The following is an 18,217-nucleotide window of genomic DNA, read 5'->3' on the forward strand; positions in this document are numbered from 1 at the left end:
TCAGCGCGGCGGCAGGATAACGCGGGGCTCGGGCAGGCCGGGCACGGGCACGCGGACCGAGAAGAGCGCGCCGGCAAGCGGTTCGGCGATGCGCTCGGCTTCGGTCATGTTCTGGCAGGTGGTGGTGATGTAGAGAGTTCTCAGGTCGGGCCCGCCGAGGGTGCAGGCGGTCGGGCGATCGACGGGCATGTCGATGCGGTCCGAGACCGTGCCATCGGGGGCAAGGCGGGTGACGCGGCCGCCGTTGAATTCGGCTACCCAGAGGTGCCCTTCGGAATCGACAGTGGCGCCGTCCGGAAAGGCCGGCGGTGTGCTGGCGGCGAAGGGGCGCGGTTGGCTCATGGCGCCGGTGATCGGGTCGAAATCATGGGTATCGATCCGGTGTTGCAGGCTGTCGGCGAAATACATCCGCGTCCCGTCGGGGCTCCAGGCCAGGGAATTGGGGATCGCGATACTGTCCCTGACCGGGGTCAGCCCTTCGCGGTCAAGCCGGTAGAGCGTGCCTTCGGGCGCGCGGGTGATGTTGTGCATCGTGCCCGCCCAGAACCGCCCCTGCCGGTCGGCCCGACCATCGTTCCAGCGATGGCCTTCGACCTCGGGCAGGTCGGCCAGGGTTTCAAAGGCGCCGCTGGCCGGGTTCCACAGGCACACCCGGCGTTCCAGCGCCACGATCAGGCCGGGGCCTTCGGTCAGCGCCAGGGCGCCGATCATTCCGGGCATGTCCCAGCTGTCGAAGGCGCCGGTGGCCGGGGCGAGCCGACAAATCGCCGGACGGCGGATATCGACCCACCACAAGACACCCGCGCGCGCGTCCCATGTCGGGCATTCTCCCAGGATGTCGCGGCTGCTGCCCTCGCGCCGAAGCCCTGCGGGGGCCGGATCAGATGCAGCGGCCACCATCGACCTCAAGCACCGTGCCGGTGACCATCGCCGCCTCGTCCGAGGCCAGGAACAGCGCGCCATTGGCAATGTCGAGCGGGGTCGAAAGCCGGCCCAGCGGAATGGTGGCGCGGAACTGGGCGCGCTTCTCGGGCGTGTCCTCGCCCATGAATTGCGCCAGAAGCGGCGTTTCCCCGGCCACCGGCGCAATCGCGTTGACGCGGATCTGCTCGGGTGCCAGCTCGATCGCCATCGCCTTGGTCAGCAGGTTCACCGCGCCCTTGGAAGCATTGTACCAGACCAGGCCGGGGCGCGGGCGCAGCCCGGCGGTGGAGCCGATATTGACGATATTGCCGCCGCCATGGGCGCGGAAATGCGGGATCACGGCCTGGGCCATCAGGTAGATCGACTTCACGTTGACGTCGAACACCCGGTCGTATTCCTCTTCCGTGACATCAAGCATCGGCTGGTTGCGATGCGTGGTGCCGGCGTTGTTGACGACGCAGTCGAGCCGGCCAAAGGCGGCGATGACCTGGTCCACCACCGTTCTCAGCGCGGCGCCATCGGTCACGTTGCAGCCGAAGGCGAGGGTGCCATGGCCGATCTCGTCGGCGGCCTGCTGTGCCTTGTCGGTGTTGAGGTCCAGAATGGCGACACGCGCCCCCTCTTCGACGAAGCGCTGGGCGATGCCATAGCCAAAGCCCTGGGCCGCGCCGGTGACGATAGCGGTCTTGTCCTTCAGACGCATGGTCATTTCCTTATCCGTGATTGAGTACGATGGTTTTCGAGGCCGAGAATTCGTAGAGCGCCTCGAAGCCCTTTTCGCGGCCATGGCCGGATTTCTTCACCCCGCCGAAGGGCAGTTCGATGCCCCCCGCCGCGCCGAAGCCGTTCACGAAGACCTGGCCGCAGCGCATGGCGCGGGCGACCCGCATCGAGCGGTTGGTGTTGCCGGTCCAGATGCCGGCAACCAGCCCGTAATCGGTGCCGTTGGCCAGCGCGATGGCGTCGGCCTCGTCCTCGAACGGCATGAGCGAGAGAACCGGGCCGAACACTTCCTCGCGCGCCAGCTTGGTTTCACGCGGGACGGGGGCGAAGAGGGTGGGCTGGACATAGAACCCACCTGCGGGTGCGTTGCCGACAACCTGGCCCTGCGCCAGGACCGGGATGCCCGCGGCCTCGGCCTCGGCCACGAAGGCCTTGACGCGGGCCTGCTGCTTGGCCGTCACCATGGCGCCCAGGTCGAGATCCTGCTCGTGCGGGCCGGCCTTGGTCGCGGCGAAGCGGCGCGCCAGTTCGGCGGCGACCTGATCGTAGATCGGGCGTTCCAGCAGCACCCGGCTGCCGGCGGAACAGGTCTGCCCGCCATTCTGAAGGATCGCCTTGACCAGCACCGGCATCGCGGCATCGAGATCGGCATCGGCAAAGACGATCTGGGGCGACTTGCCGCCCAGCTCCAGCGTGCAGCCGATATGGTTCTCGGCCGCCGCCTTCTGCACCAGGGTTCCCACTTCGGGGCTGCCGGTAAACGAGATGTAGTTGATGTCTGGATGTGCGGTCAGCGCGGCCCCCGCTTCGGCGCCGAGACCGAAGACGATGTTGAGAACGCCTTCTGGGAAACCCACCTCCAGGGCCAGCTCGGCGATCCTGAGCAAAGTCAGCCCGGCGTCCTCGGCCGGTTTCACCACGCATGTATTGCCGCAGGCGAGCGAGGCGCCGACCGACCGGCCGAAAATCTGGCTGGGATAGTTCCATGGCACGATATGGCCGGTCACTCCATGCGGGTCACGCACCACGGCGACGGTATAGCCGTTCAGAAAAGGAATAGTCTCGCCATGCAGCTTGTCTGCGGCCGACCCGTAATACTCGAAGTAGCGGGCGGTGGCGACGATATCGGCCCGGCCCTGGCTGATTGGTTTGCCGGTATCGAGCGATTCGAGCGCACCCAGCTCGTCGGTCCGGGCAAGGATCGCCTCGCCCAGCTTCATCAGCAACCGCCCCCGCTCGATCGCCGTGAAACGGCACCAGGTGGTTTCGAACGCATGGCGTGCGGCGCGCACCGCGCGATCGATCTCGGCGACGCCGGATCGCGGGATCGTTCCAAATGCCGTTCCGTCCGAAGGGGAAAGTGCCGCGAGCGTTTGGCCAGCATCTGCATCTTCGGAGCGGCCGGCGATCAGGTTGCGAAACACGGTAAGCGAATCAAGAGCGGCGGTGTCCATCAAAACATCTCCTGCTGTCAGTATGCTCTTGCTCCTACAACTTGTAATTAATATTGACAAGCGGAAAACATGTAACTAGCCGTAAGAATGCATTGGCTGGCGAGGTGCGGATATGGAAAGTTTCACAGATGATCGGCAACGGCGGGGCGAGCTGCCCAGACTGGTTGTCACCCGCGCCCTGCCGGATGAACTCTCCCGGCGCATTGCGCGGGGGTGGGATGTCTGGACCAACCCGTTCGATCGCACCCTGACCGCCGACGAGCTGATCGCGGCGGCGGAACGGCAGCGCGCCGAGGTGCTGCTGGTCATGGCAATGGACCGCATCGACGCCCAGGTGATCGAAAGGTTGCCCGATGCCGTGCGCATCATTGCGACACTCTCGGTCGGCCACGACCATATCGATCTCGATGCGGCGCGGGCGCGCGGCATTGCGGTTGTGCATACTCCCGACATCCTGTCCGACGCGGTGTCGGAAATCGCCCTGATGCTGATGCTCTGCGCGGCACGGCGTGCCCGCGAAGGCGAGCGGATGCTCTACGAGCGCACGTGGCAGGGCTGGTCGCCGACGCAACTGCTTGGCCGCGACGTTACCGGCGCAAGGCTTGGCGTACTCGGCATGGGGCGGATCGGGCGGACAATTGCGCGGCGCGCCCGCACGGCTTTCGACATGGAGCTGCACTATCACAATCGCTCGCGACTGGCGCCCGGCCTGGAGGAGGGGGCGATCTATCATCCAGATGCCGAGGGCCTTCTCGCGGCAAGCGATTTCCTGGTCCTGGCCGCGCCCTCCAATCCGCAGACCCGTGGATTCTTGAACCGAGAGCGTCTCGCATTGCTTCCCCGCGGTGCGATTGTGGTGAATATCGCACGCGGCGATCTGGTCGATGACGAGGCGCTTGTCGCCGCCTTGCAATCCGGGCATGTCGCGGCGGCGGGGCTCGACGTATTCAATGGCGAACCCGACATTCATCCGGGGTATCTGGATCTTCCCAACGTGTTCCTGCAGCCGCACCAGGGCAGCTCGACCGTGGGGACGCGGGTTCGCATGGGGCACATGTTGCTGGATGCAATCGAAGCCTGTTCGGCGGGGCAGAGCGTGCCCAATCGCCTAGTGTAATTCCTTGAAAGCAATGGAGGTCAACATGTTTGACCAACTCGCACCATCCCGACTGTTCTCTCTTGAGGGGCGCGTGGCGCTGATAACCGGGGCTGCTGGCGGCATCGCCTCGGGCGTTGCCGAAGCCTTTGCCGCTGCCGGCGCCAGGCTGGTCCTGGCGGACCTGAACGAGAAGGTGCACGCGCGCGCGCAGGCGCTACGCGAAGCGGGAGCCGAGGTGCAGTCGCTGACCTTCGATGTCAACGATGCCGAGGCTGCCGGCGCCGCCGTGAACCAGGCTGCGGGCATCTTCGGGCGGCTCGACATCCTTGTGAACAATGCCGCCGTCATCGTGCGCAAACCATTCCTGGAATTGGAGCAAGCGGATTGGCGAAAGGTGATCGATACCGACCTCAATGCCTATTTCACCGTCGCGCAGGCAGCGGCCCGCATCATGGTCGAGCGCGGCGCGGGGCGCATCATCAACATGGGTTCGATCATGGGCCATGTCTCGCGTCCGAACCTCGTCCCATATGTCTCGGCCAAGGGGGCGGTGCATTCCTTTGCCCAGGCCGTTGCTGCCGATCTCGCGGGAACAGGGGTGACGGTGAACGTGCTTGCGCCGGGATATACCATCACCGAATTCAGCCAGGCCAATGTCAAGGAATTCCACGATTTCGTGCGCGACTGGACGCCATGCCGGCGCTGGGGAAAACCGCAGGATATCGCCGGGGCCGCATTGCTCCTGGCGTCCGATGCGGGCGCGTATATCAACGGGCAGGTGATCTACATCGACGGCGGGTTCACTGCGGTGACACGCTGATTCACTTTCGGGCCGTCTCTTGGGGCGGCAAGTGCCTTTCGCGGCCGCGCAGCAACCTGCGCGGCCGCTTGCCGTGTTGGGGGTGAAAGCATGCGCGGCGAGAATCTACCGGGCGAACGCATTCGCCGCCAGGTGCGAGCAAAAGGGCTGTCAGTTGCGAAAAACCGTTGTGCGTCAAGGAGTAACTCTCTCCGATTTTAAATTGTAAAAATAGTTGACAACTATGAAAGTTGATATGTAGCCTTACAAGTAAATGGAGCTATGGAAATGCCTGCGACAATGCCGAAACAGCGACCATTAAATGCAGCCGTGCTGCCGGGCGGCGAACGCGGAGCCGCGGTACCGCCACAGGCTGCGACCGCGCCGGCGGCTCGGTACGGAGCCGGGCTTTTCCTGCGGGTCTGGCGGTCGCGCTGGTTCATCGCCCTGCGGTCCTTTGCGATCTTCGTTGGGCTTTGGGCGCTGCTGGCGGCTTGGGTCGCCAGCCCGCTTCAGCTTCCTTCGCCCGCCACGGTCTTTGATGCGATGGTCGGCCTCGCCCGCAAGGGCGAGCTCCTGAGCCAGACCCTGATCAGCGCGTCGCGCCTTGGTGTCGCGCTGCTGGTGGCGGCGGTCATCGCCGTGCCGTTGGGATTTGCCATGGCCCTGAGCCGCGAACTGAACGCCTATCTCGACCCGATCGTAGAGTTGCTGCGGCCGATCTCGGGCATCGCCTGGATCCCTCTCGGGCTGTTCATCTTCGGCGTCGGAGGTACATTGCCGGTCTTCATCATGACCTATGTCGCCTTCTTCCCGCTGCTCCTGAACACGATCGACGGTGTGCGGGACATCGACCGGAAGCTTCTGGCCGCCGCCAAGACGATGGGCGTGACCCGAAAGGCGCAGCTCGTGCATGTTGTGGTGCCTGCGGCGTTGCCATCGGTGATGGTCGGTTTCCGGATCGCCTTTGCCTCGGCATGGGCTGCGATCATCGCCGCCGAACTGATCGGTTCGCCCAGCGGGCTGGGGTTCTCCATCGAATGGTATCGCCAGCTGCTGATGAGCCCGAAAGTCTTCTCCTTCATCGTGCTGATCGGTGTCGTCGGCTATCTCAGCGACCTCGTGCTGCGCGCCCTGCAACGCAAACTCACGCCCTGGGCCGAAGGATTGGGGATCGACGCATGAGTATGAACGTGAACACCCGTCCCGCCGATGTCATGCCCCCCTGGGCCAAGGCGATCACTTTGCCGATAATCCTCGTGGTGATCTGGCAGGCCTGGGCCATGACCCTGCCCGAAACTTCGCCCGCCCCCGCGCCGCTGAAGGTCGTTCAATCCTTCGTCGAGCTCACGGCCAGCGGCGAACTGGTCTGGGCCACCCTGCAAAGCCTTGGCCGGGTGCTGGCCGGATTTGCCATCGCACTGGCCGCCGGCCTGAGCCTGGGCGTGCTGATGGGATCAAGCCGGATGGTGCGCGAGAACCTTGACCCGATTGTCGAGAGCTTCCGCCCGATCGCGCCGATGGCGATCCTGCCGATCGCGATCCTGTGGTTCGGCACCGGAACCCCGGCCGCCCTGACGATCGTGGCCTACGCCGCCTTCTTCCCGCTGCTGATCAACACCATTCATGGCGTCAGCCGGGTCGACCGGCAGCTGATCCGCGCCGCCCAGACAATGGGCATTTCCCGGCTGCGTATCGTCATCGCCGTTGTCGTCCCGGCGGCCATTCCCAGTGTCCTGCTGGGATCGCGCCTGGCCATGGGCGTCGCCTGGACCGCAATCATCGCCGCAGAACTGGCCGTCGGCGCCAAGTCGGGCGGCGGAACGTCGGGCGGCGTCGGTCAGATGATGTTTGTTTTCTACGCCTATTCCATCGACCTGAACGGGATCGTCGTCTGCATGATCGTGGTCGGTGTCATCGCCCTGTTGATCGACCGGTTGTTCCGCCTTGTCGAACGCCATCTTCTGCCCTGGAGGAACTGACCCGATGAGTGTCCAGATGATCCAACCGAAACCCGCTCCAAAGCTGCGCCTGAAAGGAATCTCCAAGGAATTCATTGCGCCCCGGACAGGGCAGCGCACCCTGGCGGTGGCCGATTTCAACCTCGATGTGCAGCCGGGCGAGTTCATCTGCATTGTCGGCCCGTCGGGCTGTGGCAAGTCGACGGTTCTGAATATGATCGCGGGGCTCGAGAAATCCACCTCCGGCTCGATTGAGATGGACGGCAAGGCGATTTCGGCTCCGGGCGCGGAACGCGGCGTGATGTTCCAGGACTATGCGCTTTTCCCTTGGAAGTCGGTCCGCGACAATGTCGGCTTCGGTCTGCGTCACGGCACCGCCGGCGCCGGGATGGCGAAAGCCGAACGCGAAGACCGCATCAACCATTTCGTCCAGCTTGTCGGACTCAAGGGCGCCGAAAGCAAGTACCCGCACCAGTTGTCCGGCGGTATGCGTCAGCGCGTGGCGCTTGCCCGGCTGCTGGCCAACGGACCCGACGTGCTGTTGATGGACGAACCGCTTGGTGCGCTCGACGCCCAGACCCGCCTTGTGCTCCAGGTCGAACTCCTCCGGATCTGGGGCGAGACCGGCAACAAGGACGACCGCAAGACAGTAATCTTCATCACCCACGGCATCGACGAGGCAGTCTTTCTGGCCGACCGGGTAGTGGTGATGTCGAGCCATCCGGGTCGCGTCAGTGCGGTGCTCGATGTCGATATTCCCCGCCCCCGGACCGAGGAAGTCCGGCTTGACCCGCGCTTTGCCGAACTGAGCGAGGAAATCTGGTCGCTCATCCGCGACGAGGCCTATCGCGCCATCGCCTGACCCGGCCTCAGACCCATTTTCACCGGCCCGCCACGCAAGGGCCAGCCATTCGGACCAAGGGAGGAAAACCATGTCCGTTTCCAAGTCTCGACTACTGACCCTCAATCGCCGGTCTTTCCTGGCGGCAACAGGTGCCGTAGGCGGCCTGCTTGCTGCGCCCGGGATCGTCCGCGCGGCCACCGACAAGCTGACGGTCTCGTGCGGCAGGATCCCATGGGCTGCGGGCAACGCTCCGATGACCGCCCTGATGATCAAGGAAAAGCTGTTCGAAAAATACGCCGCCGAGCTTGGCTATGAGCTGACCGTCGACTGGCGTGACTATCCGACCGCCATGCCGCAGGTCGAAGCCTTCGTCGCCAATGATCTCGACATGGGCATGTGGGGCAATACGCCGATCATCCGCTCCATCGCCGCCGGCCTGCCGCTCAGCCTGATGGTGGTCGGTGAAGGCCGCCTTCGCTTCATGATCGTCACGCGCGAAGATCGCGGTATCCGCAAGCCGGAAGACCTGAAGGGCAAGACCATCGGTTCGCTTCTGGGCGGTGACCCCTACAACGCCCTGTCGCAGATGCTGCGTTGGGAGCTGGGTTCCGCCGACCCGCGCGAACTGGGCATCAACCTGGTCAACGTGCCGGTGCTGAGTCAGGCCGCCGCGGTGCCCACCGGGCTCGACGCAGCCATCGCGATCCAGCCGATGTATCTTGCCGCCGCCAAGAACGGCACAAAGGCGATCTGGAACTCCTACGGCTACACCGAGGATTTCTACGACGGTCCGCTTGGCACCGGTGCCGGCATCCAGCTGCCTTCGGTGAAGAACTCGCCCTTCTATCCGGAAGGCTACTACATTCACCGTTCCTTCTGGGTTCTTCGCAATTCGCTGGCCGAACAGCATCCGAACATCGTCGTTGCCTTCATGGCGGCTCAGCAGGAAGCCGTGGCGCGCCTGTCGGCACAGGATCCGGGCGAGGTTTCGCAACTGGTCCACGACTACTGGAAGCTCGACCCCGAGGATGGCGCCAAGGTTGTCAACGACGACCTGATCTTCAGCCGCGGCTGGGCCTGGCCCACCAACGCCGAAGCGCGCGCCGTGCAGCAGGCATCGCAATACCTGGTCGACGGCGGCGTGATCGAACAGCCCCTGAGCTGGGATCAGGTCAAGGGCGCGTTCGAACTGACCGCGCCGCTCGCCAAGCAGGCTTACGAACTTCTGGGCTCGAAGACCGCGGATGCCGAGTTCACCCGGACCGACGTGAACGACCTGCGCGGCCTGCCGCTGTGGAACATGGATAATTGGACCGAGAAATCGGCCTGACGATCCGCGGATAACGAAACGCCAGAGAAAGGTAAGAGAGAATGGCCAACGTTGGATTTATCGGTCTGGGTGTCATGGGCGCGCCGATGGCGCTCAACATCCTCAAGGGCGGTCATTCGCTCAGCGTGTTCGACCTCAACCCGGACGCGGTCGCGCGCCTGGTCGAGGCTGGCGCAACAGCCTGTTCGTCGCCCCGCGAGGTCGGGGCGGCGAGCGATTTCGTCGTTACCATGCTGCCCGAGCCGCGCCATGTGCGCGAGGCGATCCTCGGCAAGGACGGCGTTGCAGAGGGGCTGCGCAAGGGCGGCATCGTGATCGAGATGAGCACTATCGACCCGAAGACTTCGCAATCGGTGGGCGATGAACTGCGCAAGCGCGGCATGAACCTTGTCGACAGCCCGGTGGGCAAGACCTCGGAACATGCGGTGACCGGCACGCTGACGCTGATGATCGGCGGCGAGCCGGAAGCGATCGCCAGGGCCGAGCCGGTGCTCGACTGCATGGGCAACGAGAAATACTATTGCGGCGGCCCCGGCATGGGGCACGCGATGAAGATCACCAACAACGTGCTGGCGACCACGATCATGGTAGCCAATACCGAGGCGCTGGCGATGGGTCTGAAATGCGGCCTGACGCTGGAGTTGATGCAAAGCGTGATGAAAAACACCATGGCCTGGAACAGCCAGTTTTCGACGGCCATGCCGAAGAAAGGTTTTCTGGGGGACGACAGCCCCGGTTTCGCGATCCGTCTGGCCGCCAAGGATGTGCGCCTGGCCTGCGAGCTGGAGGAAAGCCTCGGCATTCCGTCACGGATCGGCCGGGGTGGACTGGCGGCGCTCGATGCCGCCATCGTGGCGGGCTACGGCGACCGCGATACCGCGCGGCTGATGTTCATGCTCGAAGAAAAGCTTGGCGTCGAGGCGCGCCAGCAGCCGGTCAAGAAGGCCGGTTGAGAAAGGGCGCGCAGGGTCGGGACGATGACCACCTTCGAGGGATATCACCGGCCAGACGGCCGCGTCGGCATCCGCAACCGGCTGTTGATCCTGTCGGTGGGGGGGCTTACAGGCCCGGCCTGCCGCCGGATCGCCGCCGGGCTGCGCGATGCAGCCGTTGTCGTGCTGCCTTACGAGGCCGGGCTGATCGGCGAGGACAAGGCGATCCACGACCGCGCGGCGCTGGGGCTTGCATCCCATCCCAATGTCGGCGCGGCGTTGCTTGTCGGTGACAACCCGGCAGTGCTGGAGGAACTGGCGTCCGGGCTCGCGACCCGCCGGGTGCCGCATGTCGCGCTCAGCATGGACGCGTGCGGCAACGACACCTTCACCCTGGTCGAACGCGGTCTGCGCGCAGGCGCCGGGCTTGTCCGCGCCATGTCGCGCCAACGCCGTGCGCCCGCGCCGCTGTCGGCACTGGTTCTGGGTCTGGAATGCGGGCGCTCCGATCCCAGTTCGGGGCTGGTGGCCAACCCGCTGCTGGGCCGCGTTTCCGACCGGCTCGTCGATGCCGGCGGCACCGCGATCCTGGGGGAAACCACCGAATGGCTGGGTGCCGAACACCTGCTGGCGGCCCGCGCCCGGACGCCCGGTGTCGCGGACGCCATCACCACGGCAGTGAAGCGGCGCGAACAGGCGGCCATCGCCGCGGGCGTCGATCTGCTGGGGCGCAACCCGACGCCGACCAATATCGCCTCGGGATTGACCACCATCGAGGAGAAATCGCTGGGCAGCACCGCCAAGTCGGGCGCCCGGCCCATCGAGGGCGTGCTCGGCTACGCCGAGGCGCCGGCCCATCCCGGACTCTGGCTGATGGATGCGCCGGCCTTTGCACCGGAATCCCTGACCGGTTTCGTCGCGGCGGGGGCGCAGGCGATCCTGTTCACCACCGGCGTCGGCAATTCCTATGTCTCGGCCCTGGCGCCGACGATCAAGGTCAGCGCCAACCCGGAAAGTTGCGCCCGGCTGAAAGAGCAATTCGATTTCTGCGCCGATGCCACGCTTTCCGGGCAGGAGGAGCCCGAGGCGCTGACAGATGGGCTGCTGGCGACGCTGCAAGGCGTCGCCAGCGGCGATCTCACCTGGGGCGAGATTCTGGGTGAGGGCGACGAAGTGGTCAGCCGGTTCGGTGCCGCGTTATGACAGCTCAGGATAGACGCCCGGGCTTCGACGCCATTGCCCTTGACCAGGGCGACAACGTCGCCACCGCGTTGCGCCCCTTGTCGGGTGGCGAAATCGTTCGCATCCGCGGGCGCGGAGACGAAGCGAAAGTCGTTCTGCGCGACCCTATACCGTTCGGCCACAAACTGGCGCTTGCAACAATCGAGGCCAACGCGCCGGTTCTGAAATATGGCACCCCCATCGGCCGGGCCACCGCCCGGATCGAACCGGGCGCCCACGTGCACACCCACAACCTGATCAGCGACCGGGCCCGCCCGAACGCCGACTGACAGGTCCAGAGACAACAGTGCCCGGCACCAGGCCGGCACCCATCAGAGAAGGACGCATCATGGCGGCTCGACGCGCAAACGCACTCAAGATAGCGGTGATCGCTGGCGATGGTATCGGCAAGGAGGTCATGCCCGAAGGGTTGCGGGTGCTCCGCGCCGCCGCCGAGCGTTTCGGGCTAGATATCACCTTCGATGAATTCCCGTTCTCGTCTTGGGACTATTACGAACAGCACGGCCGCATGCTGCCCGTTGACTGGAAAGACCAGATCGGCGGACATGATGCGATCTATTTCGGTGCTGTCGGCTGGCCCGAAAAGATCGCCGACCATGTCTCTCTCTGGGGGTCGCTCTTGCTGTTCCGGCGGGAATTCGACCAGTATGTCAACCTGCGACCCGTGCGCCTGATGCCGGGTGTCCCGTCGCCGTTGGCCGGGCGCAAGCCCGGCGACATCGACTTCTACGTGGTGCGCGAGAACACCGAGGGCGAATATTCGTCGATCGGCGGTCGCATGTTCGAAGGCACCGAGCGCGAAGTGGTGGTTCAGGAAACCGTGATGAGCCGGGTCGGCGTCGACCGTATCCTGCGCTTTGCCTTCGAACTGGCCCGGCGTACCCCGAAGAAGCACCTGACCTCGGCCACCAAGTCCAACGGCATCGCCATTACCATGCCCTATTGGGACGAACGGGTGGAAGCGATGGCGAAGCATTATCCGGATGTGAAATGGGACAAGTATCACATCGACATCCTGACCGCGCATTTCGTGCTGAACCCGCAGCGGTTCAACGTGGTGGTCGCCTCCAACTTGTTTGGCGACATCCTTTCCGATCTCGGTCCGGCCTGCACCGGCACCATCGGTATCGCGCCGTCGGGCAACATCAACCCTGCGGGTGACTTCCCGTCACTGTTTGAGCCAGTTCACGGATCGGCCCCCGATATCGCTGGTCAGGGCATTGCCAACCCGGTGGGGCAGATCTGGGCCGGGGCCATGATGCTGGACCATCTCGGCCATGCCCAGGCAGCAGCGGCGATCGTCCGGGCCATCGAGGAAGTTCTGGCGCAAAAACCCTTGCGCACCCGCGATCTGGGCGGGCTGGCCGATACCGAAACCTGCGGCGCGGCGATTGCTGACGCGGTCGCGCGGTCCGCGGATCGGGCCGCGATTCCGGCCTGAGGCGGCGCGGCAATGGGCAGCGCGGACACCGGCATCTGGGAGGCCTATGCCATCGAATACGGCCGCCACGCTGACAGGCAGGTCCATGAGAATTTCACGGCGCCGCTGCCGTCGGCCTTCCCGCGGGCCGATGCGGCGATGCCTCTGAGTTTCTTCATCTGGCTTCTCAGGTCGGGCGACCGGGTGATTGCCGTCGATACCGGCTTTGCCGAGGCCGAGGCCAGGGCGCGCGGCCGCGAGGTTCTGCTTTCGCTTGAAACCGCGCTGGCCGCGCTGGGCATCGCCCGCGACAAGGTTCAGGATGTGATCCTGACCCACCTGCACTGGGATCACGCCGGCAATCACGATCTTTTCCCGCAGGCGCGCCTGCATGTGCAGGCGGTCGAGATGGCCTATTGCACCGGTCCCTGCATGTGCCACGCGGCCTTGCGCAAACCCTATGATCCGGCCTCGGTCGCCGCGCTGGTTAAGCGGGTTCATGCCGGCCATGTGCAGTTTCACGAGGGCAGGGCCGAGATCGCGCCGGGGGTCTTCGTCCACCTCGTCGGCGGCCACACAAGGGGCCTGCAGGTGGTCACCGCCGAAACCCGGCGCGGACGGCTGGTGCTGGCCTCGGACGCGGTGCATTACTACGCCAATGCCGAACTGGAGCATCCCTTTCCTCTGATACATGACGCCGAGGCGATGCTGGAAGGCTTCCGGACGGTCAAGCGGCTGGCGCCCAGCCCTGCGCATATCGTGGCGGGGCACGATCCGCTGGTGCTGGAACGGTTCGCCCCGGTCGATGCCGCCGGGCTGCCCGGTATCGTGCGGCTGGATATCGAGCCTGCCCGCTCCTAGGGGCGGTGCTCCATCATTCGGATGCGCGCCTGTTCAAGATGTTCTGTCATCAGTTTGCGGGCCAGTTCTGCATTCTGGCTTTCGATCGCCTGATACATGCCAAGGTGCTCGCTCCAGACCTTCTTGGCCCGTTCGAGATGATCGAAACGCGCCAGGTAGCGCACCAGGTTCACGGCGTTGTCGACATCGTATTCGACGGCCGAGATCGCATCGACGAACCGGCGATTTCCGCTGGCGGTGGCAACCGCGTGGTGAAACTTGAAATCGAGATGCCGGCCCACCTTGCCACCCTTGACGGAATAGGCTTCGAAATCGTCTACAGCGGCCTTGATCATGGCGAGGTCGGCATCGCTGCGCCGCTGGGCCGCGAAATAGGCGGCCGCCGGTTCGATCACCTTGCGAAACTCCAGGTTCATCAGGATCTCGCGCAGGCGGCCATCGGTGAAACCACCTTCGTTCGCCAGTTTCTTGCGCCGTTTCACGAATGACCCCGATCCGCGCCGCGAGTCGATCAGATCATCCTCGCGCAGCCGCTCGAGCGCCTTGCGCACGACGGGGCGTGAAATGCCGAACAGCTCGCAAAGCTCGTTCTCGGACGGCAGCTGTTCGCCTTCGCCATAGGCGCCAATGGTGATCTGGTGAAACAGATAGGCATAAGCCTGGTCTGCATAGCTCGTGCGATTGAGCGTCGCCTTGCTGCGATCGGGCGGGAAGCCGACCGCCTCCTTCAATGCAGATTTGCCTTTGGCCACGTCACCCTCCGGATTCGGCATAACATGTAAACTTACTTTACAACGTAGTGGCTACCGAAGGCAAATCAACAAAAAAGAACAACATGCTGCAAAAGCCGCGACTGCCAAGGCGCCAAGAATTGTTCCCAGATCACCGGCCTTCCGATCATGGCGGGACCGGAAGCGCGGTCTTGTATTTAACCTGTTTCAAGGCGAAGCTCGACTTGATGTTGGCAACTCCGGGGATGGTGGTCAACTCCCGGACGATGAAACGCTGCAAGCTTTCGATATCCTTGACGACGAGGCGCACAAGGTAATCGCTGTCGCCTGTCATAAGGTAGCATTCCATGACTTCATCGAAAGCCCGCATCCTGGATTCGAAATCGGCAAGCCCACGTTCCGTCTGCCGTTCCAGCGTCACCTGGATGAAGACGCTCAGCCCCAAACCCAGCGCTTCAGGCTTCACCAGGGCCACGTAGCGGTCGATCGTGCCCGACTTTTCCAGCGCCTTGACCCGCGCAAGACAGGGGGACGGGGAAAGATTGATGCGTGCTGCAAGGTCGACGTTCGTCAGTCGACCATGCTTCTGAAGCTCGGTCAATATCCTGCGATCTGTCGCATCTAGAGTCATTTGCCGCATTTCCTGCTGTTAAGTCTCCTGAACAATGCCGAATCTGCCAAAACTTGTAAAGTTCGCAGCCACCTTTAGCAGCACTTGCGGCCCGTCCCAGGGCAGGATGACAGGCAAAACAAGCTCGCGACGATGCGCGAAGGAGGCATTGCCATGACCGAAGATGATCTGCACCACCTCGCAACCCTGGAAAAGCGCCTGTTGTGGCTCTCCAACTGGATGATCCACAATGCCAACCATCTGCGAGAGAAAGACGAGCACGATGTCAAGGTCGGTGGCCACCAGGCCTCCTGCGCCTCGATGGTGTCGATCATGACGGCGCTCTATTTCTCGGCGCTGCGCCCAGAGGACCGGGTCGCCGTCAAGCCGCATGCCTCGCCGGTGTTTCACGCCATGCAATACCTGATGGGCAACCAGAGCCTGGAGAACATCCGCAACTTCCGCGCCTTGGGCGGCGCGCAATCCTATCCCTCGCGCACCAAGGACGTGGACGATGTCGATTTCTCCACCGGTTCGGTGGGCCTTGGCGTGGCGATTACCGCCTTCGCCTCGTTGATCCAGGACTATGTGCAGGCCCACGGCTGGGCGGCGGGCCGGCCCGAGGGGCGGATGGTGGCGCTGGTCGGCGATGCCGAACTTGACGAAGGCAACATATACGAGTGCTTGCAGGAGGGTTGGAAAAACGACCTGCGCAACACCTGGTGGATCATCGACTATAACCGCCAGTCGCTCGACGGTGTTGTCCGCGAAGGGCTCTGGCAACGGGTCGAGGGCATTTTCGCCGCGTTCGGATGGCGCGTCGTGCGTGTGAAATACGGGGTCCTGCAGCGTGCGGCCTTTGCCGAGCCCGGTGGCGAAGCGCTGCGCAACTGGATCGACACTTGCCCCAACGCGCTTTATTCGGCGCTGACCTTCAAGGGCGGCGCGGCCTGGCGCCAGCGGCTTCTTGACGATCTGGGCGATCAGGGCGACGTGAGCGCCCTGATCGAACGGCGCAGCGATGCCGAGTTGAATGACCTGATGAACAATCTTGGCGGTCACTGCCTGCGGAGCCTGTCGGAAACCTTCGCCGGCGTGACCGATGATCGCCCCACGGTTTTCCTTGCCTACACGATCAAGGGATGGGGTACACCGCTGGCCGGCCACAAGGACAACCATGCCGGGTTGATGACTGCGGCCCAGATGGAAACGCTGCAAACCGCGCTGGCGGTGCCGCGTGGCGAGGAATGGGAGCCGCTTGCCACCGTCTCCGATCGCCCGGCCTTCCGCGCCTTCCTGGATCGTACGCCGTTCTTCGCGAAAGGGCCGCGCCGACTGACCGCTGACGCGGTGGCGTCCACCGGACCGGTCTGGCTTGACGAGGCCGTTCAGTCCACCCAAGCCGCTTTTGGCAAGATCCTCGACCGGTTGGCGAAATCCGACAGCGACCTTGCCCGGCGCATCCTTACAATGTCGCCCGACGTGACGGTCTCGACCGGGCTCAGCCCCTGGGTCAACCGTCGTGGCCTGTTCGCCCGCGATCCGCGTTCGGATACCTTCAAGGCCGAGAACATCCCGTCGAGCCAGAAATGGGTGTTCTCGCCCGAGGGCCAGCATCTGGAGCTTGGCATCGCCGAGATGAACCTGTTCCTGGCGCTCGGGGCCGCGGGGCTCAGCCATTCGCTGTTCGGCGCGCGGTTGCTGCCGGTGGGAACGGTCTATGATCCCTTCGTCTGCCGCGGCCTCGATGCGCTCAACTACGCCTGTTACCAGGATGCCCGGTTTATGTTCGCAGGCACGCCCTCGGGCGTCACCCTTGCACCCGAGGGCGGCGCGCACCAGTCGATCGGCACGCCGCTGATCGGGATGAGCCAGGATGGCCTGGCGTCCTTCGAACCGGCGTTCACCGACGAGTTATCGGTGATCATGGACTGGGGTTTCGATTACATGCAGCGGCAGGACGGCAATGATCCCGATCCCCGGACCTGGCTGCCCGACAGCGCCGGGGGCGCGGTCTATCTGCGGCTTTCCACCCGGCCTGTCGAACAGGTTCAAGGCCCGCGCGACGACACCTTCCGCCGCGGGGTCACGGATGGCGGCTACTGGCTGCGCCAGCCGGGCCCGAATGCCGAGGTGGTGATCGTCTACCAGGGCGCCGTGGCCCCTGCCGCGATCGAGGCCGCTGGACGTATCGGCAATGACCGGCGCGATATCGGCGTGCTGGCGGTCACCTCGGCCGACCGGCTGCATGCCGGATGGGCTGCGGCCGGCCGCGCCCGCGCGACCGGGATCGCAACCGCGCGCTCGCAAATCGAGCGGCTTCTGGAACACATTCCTCCGCATTGCCTGCTGATCACCGTAGTCGATGGGCATCCGGCCACACTGTCCTGGATCGGTGGCGTTCACGGTCATCGTGTGGCGGCACTGGGCGTTGACCGGTTCGGACAAAGTGGATCCATCGGAGATTTGCACCGGTATTTCTCGATCGACGCCGATGCCATCGTTTCCGCCGCTTCGGCAATGTCGTCCGGCCGTCCGCTGCGCTTGTTGGCCGTTTGAAGCAGGGCACCCGCCGCGCGTCGTCGCGGCGGGTTCGTCCTGCCCTGCGTATCGTCGACAAAGGACACTGCACCGGGGTGCCGGCCCATGTCCACGTCTGTTCGGATGCCGGCCATGTTCGTGTACCGGTAACTGCATCCGGGTGCAGCAAAACGCGGAACCGTGGCTGTTGGCAGGTGTTGGCGCCGATCGTGGCGAATGATCGGCCTGCGTCCTGATCGATTTGATCTATTGCCGCGATTCGAGAGCGCGGCTAGGCTCTGTTCGTGCGTTTTTCACAGGGAAAGACATCGGATGAAATACACCGAAGAACATGAATGGTTGCTGCCCGAGGACGATCTGATCGTGGTGGGCATCACCGCCTATGCCGCCGAACAACTGGGCGATGTGGTATTCGTCGAGCTGCCCGAGGTCGGCACCGAGGTCAGCAAGGATGACGAGATCGTGGTGATCGAATCGGTCAAGGCCGCCTCGGACATCCTCGCGCCGCTTGATGGAGAGATCGTCGAGGTCAACGAGACGCTTGCCGACAACCCCAGCCTCGTGAACGAGGACCCGACGGGCGATGCCTGGTTCTTCAAGATGCGCCCCAGCGACCTGTCGCCAATGGACGACTACATGGACGAGGCCGCCTACAAGGATTTCATCAGCTGATCCTGACAACGCCTCTGTGCTGACCGGGTTTCGTGTTATTTTGCGCCTGCCCGCTCAGCATCGGAGGTTTCCCG

At 64.2% G+C, this 18,217-nt stretch carries 18 protein-coding genes; 13 read left to right on the forward strand and 5 right to left on the reverse strand.

Annotated elements, in window-relative coordinates; genetic code table 11:
• The 3 genes from BLT75_RS10475 to BLT75_RS10485 are packed head-to-tail and all read right to left on the reverse strand — an operon-like array spanning position 1 to position 3,101.
• On the reverse strand, positions 1-897 hold the full coding sequence (locus tag BLT75_RS10475) for an SMP-30/gluconolactonase/LRE family protein (protein ID WP_176827925.1): 897 nt from the start codon (positions 895-897) through the stop codon (positions 1-3).
• Positions 881-1,627, reverse strand: coding sequence for an SDR family oxidoreductase (locus tag BLT75_RS10480; RefSeq protein WP_093031135.1), 747 nt, complete (start codon positions 1,625-1,627; stop codon positions 881-883). The genes BLT75_RS10475 and BLT75_RS10480 overlap by 17 nt, the downstream gene beginning before the upstream one ends.
• Positions 1,628-1,637: 10 nt before the next feature.
• Positions 1,638-3,101, reverse strand: a complete 1,464-nt coding sequence (locus BLT75_RS10485) for an aldehyde dehydrogenase family protein (protein WP_093030764.1) — start codon at positions 3,099-3,101, stop codon at positions 1,638-1,640.
• Positions 3,102-3,213: 112 nt separating this feature from the next.
• On the opposite strand from BLT75_RS10485, the gene BLT75_RS10490 reads away from it, so the two are divergent.
• The 11 genes from BLT75_RS10490 (at position 3,214) to BLT75_RS10540 (ending at position 13,589) form a co-directional block, all read left to right on the forward strand.
• Complete coding sequence (locus BLT75_RS10490; RefSeq protein WP_093030767.1) at positions 3,214-4,218, forward strand: 2-hydroxyacid dehydrogenase; 1,005 nt, start codon at positions 3,214-3,216, stop codon at positions 4,216-4,218.
• A 25-nt stretch (positions 4,219-4,243) separates the two neighbouring features.
• Positions 4,244-5,020 carry an SDR family NAD(P)-dependent oxidoreductase gene (locus tag BLT75_RS10495; protein ID WP_176827927.1) on the forward strand — a complete coding sequence of 259 codons (777 nt, stop codon included), beginning with the start codon at positions 4,244-4,246 and terminating at the stop codon, positions 5,018-5,020.
• Between the two features lie 267 nt (positions 5,021-5,287).
• Positions 5,288-6,184, forward strand: coding sequence for an ABC transporter permease (locus BLT75_RS10500; protein WP_176827929.1), 897 nt, complete (start codon positions 5,288-5,290; stop codon positions 6,182-6,184).
• Complete coding sequence (locus BLT75_RS10505; RefSeq protein ID WP_176827931.1) at positions 6,181-6,981, forward strand: ABC transporter permease; 801 nt, start codon at positions 6,181-6,183, stop codon at positions 6,979-6,981. The genes BLT75_RS10500 and BLT75_RS10505 overlap by 4 nt, the downstream gene beginning before the upstream one ends.
• 4 nt (positions 6,982-6,985) lie before the next feature.
• Positions 6,986-7,822 (forward strand): ABC transporter ATP-binding protein, encoded by an 837-nt coding sequence (locus BLT75_RS10510; RefSeq protein WP_245706472.1) that lies wholly within the window; start codon positions 6,986-6,988, stop codon positions 7,820-7,822.
• A 70-nt stretch (positions 7,823-7,892) separates the two neighbouring features.
• Entirely contained in the window at positions 7,893-9,134 is a 1,242-nt protein-coding gene (locus BLT75_RS10515) for an ABC transporter substrate-binding protein (RefSeq protein WP_093030779.1), read from the forward strand.
• Between the two features lie 41 nt (positions 9,135-9,175).
• Positions 9,176-10,087, forward strand: a complete 912-nt coding sequence (locus BLT75_RS10520) for an NAD(P)-dependent oxidoreductase (RefSeq protein WP_093030782.1) — start codon at positions 9,176-9,178, stop codon at positions 10,085-10,087.
• 24 nt (positions 10,088-10,111) lie between these two features.
• Positions 10,112-11,269: a UxaA family hydrolase gene (locus BLT75_RS10525; RefSeq protein ID WP_093030785.1), complete on the forward strand. Its 1,158-nt coding sequence runs from the start codon at positions 10,112-10,114 to the stop codon at positions 11,267-11,269.
• The gene (locus BLT75_RS10530) at positions 11,266-11,577 is read left to right on the forward strand and encodes a UxaA family hydrolase (protein ID WP_093030788.1); all 312 of its coding nucleotides are present in this window, start codon (positions 11,266-11,268) and stop codon (positions 11,575-11,577) included. Before BLT75_RS10525 ends, BLT75_RS10530 begins: the two co-directional genes overlap by 4 nt.
• 59 nt (positions 11,578-11,636) lie before the next feature.
• Positions 11,637-12,749 (forward strand): tartrate dehydrogenase, encoded by a 1,113-nt coding sequence (locus BLT75_RS10535; protein ID WP_093030791.1) that lies wholly within the window; start codon positions 11,637-11,639, stop codon positions 12,747-12,749.
• 12 nt (positions 12,750-12,761) lie between these two features.
• Positions 12,762-13,589, forward strand: coding sequence for an N-acyl homoserine lactonase family protein (locus tag BLT75_RS10540; protein ID WP_093030794.1), 828 nt, complete (start codon positions 12,762-12,764; stop codon positions 13,587-13,589).
• Here the strand turns inward: BLT75_RS10540 and BLT75_RS10545 are convergent.
• Together BLT75_RS10545 and BLT75_RS10550 are read right to left on the reverse strand one after the other, a co-directional pair.
• A complete protein-coding gene (locus BLT75_RS10545; protein ID WP_176827933.1) occupies positions 13,586-14,341 on the reverse strand; it encodes a FadR/GntR family transcriptional regulator in 756 nt (251 codons plus the stop codon). The two genes, BLT75_RS10540 and BLT75_RS10545, sit on opposite strands and share 4 nt — an antisense overlap.
• A 145-nt stretch (positions 14,342-14,486) precedes the next feature.
• Positions 14,487-14,951 (reverse strand): Lrp/AsnC family transcriptional regulator, encoded by a 465-nt coding sequence (locus BLT75_RS10550; RefSeq protein WP_093031141.1) that lies wholly within the window; start codon positions 14,949-14,951, stop codon positions 14,487-14,489.
• 153 nt (positions 14,952-15,104) lie between these two features.
• Between BLT75_RS10550 and BLT75_RS10555 the strand changes: the two genes are divergently transcribed.
• Both BLT75_RS10555 and gcvH read left to right on the forward strand, forming a co-directional pair.
• Positions 15,105-17,489, forward strand: coding sequence for a transketolase (locus BLT75_RS10555; protein WP_093030800.1), 2,385 nt, complete (start codon positions 15,105-15,107; stop codon positions 17,487-17,489).
• Positions 17,490-17,783: 294 nt separating this feature from the next.
• Positions 17,784-18,143, forward strand: coding sequence for a glycine cleavage system protein GcvH (gcvH, locus tag BLT75_RS10560; protein WP_093030803.1), 360 nt, complete (start codon positions 17,784-17,786; stop codon positions 18,141-18,143).
• Positions 18,144-18,217: the final 74 nt, after the last annotated feature.

Source organism: Ruegeria marina (genome assembly GCF_900101475.1).
GTDB lineage: Bacteria > Pseudomonadota > Alphaproteobacteria > Rhodobacterales > Rhodobacteraceae > Ruegeria_B > Ruegeria_B marina.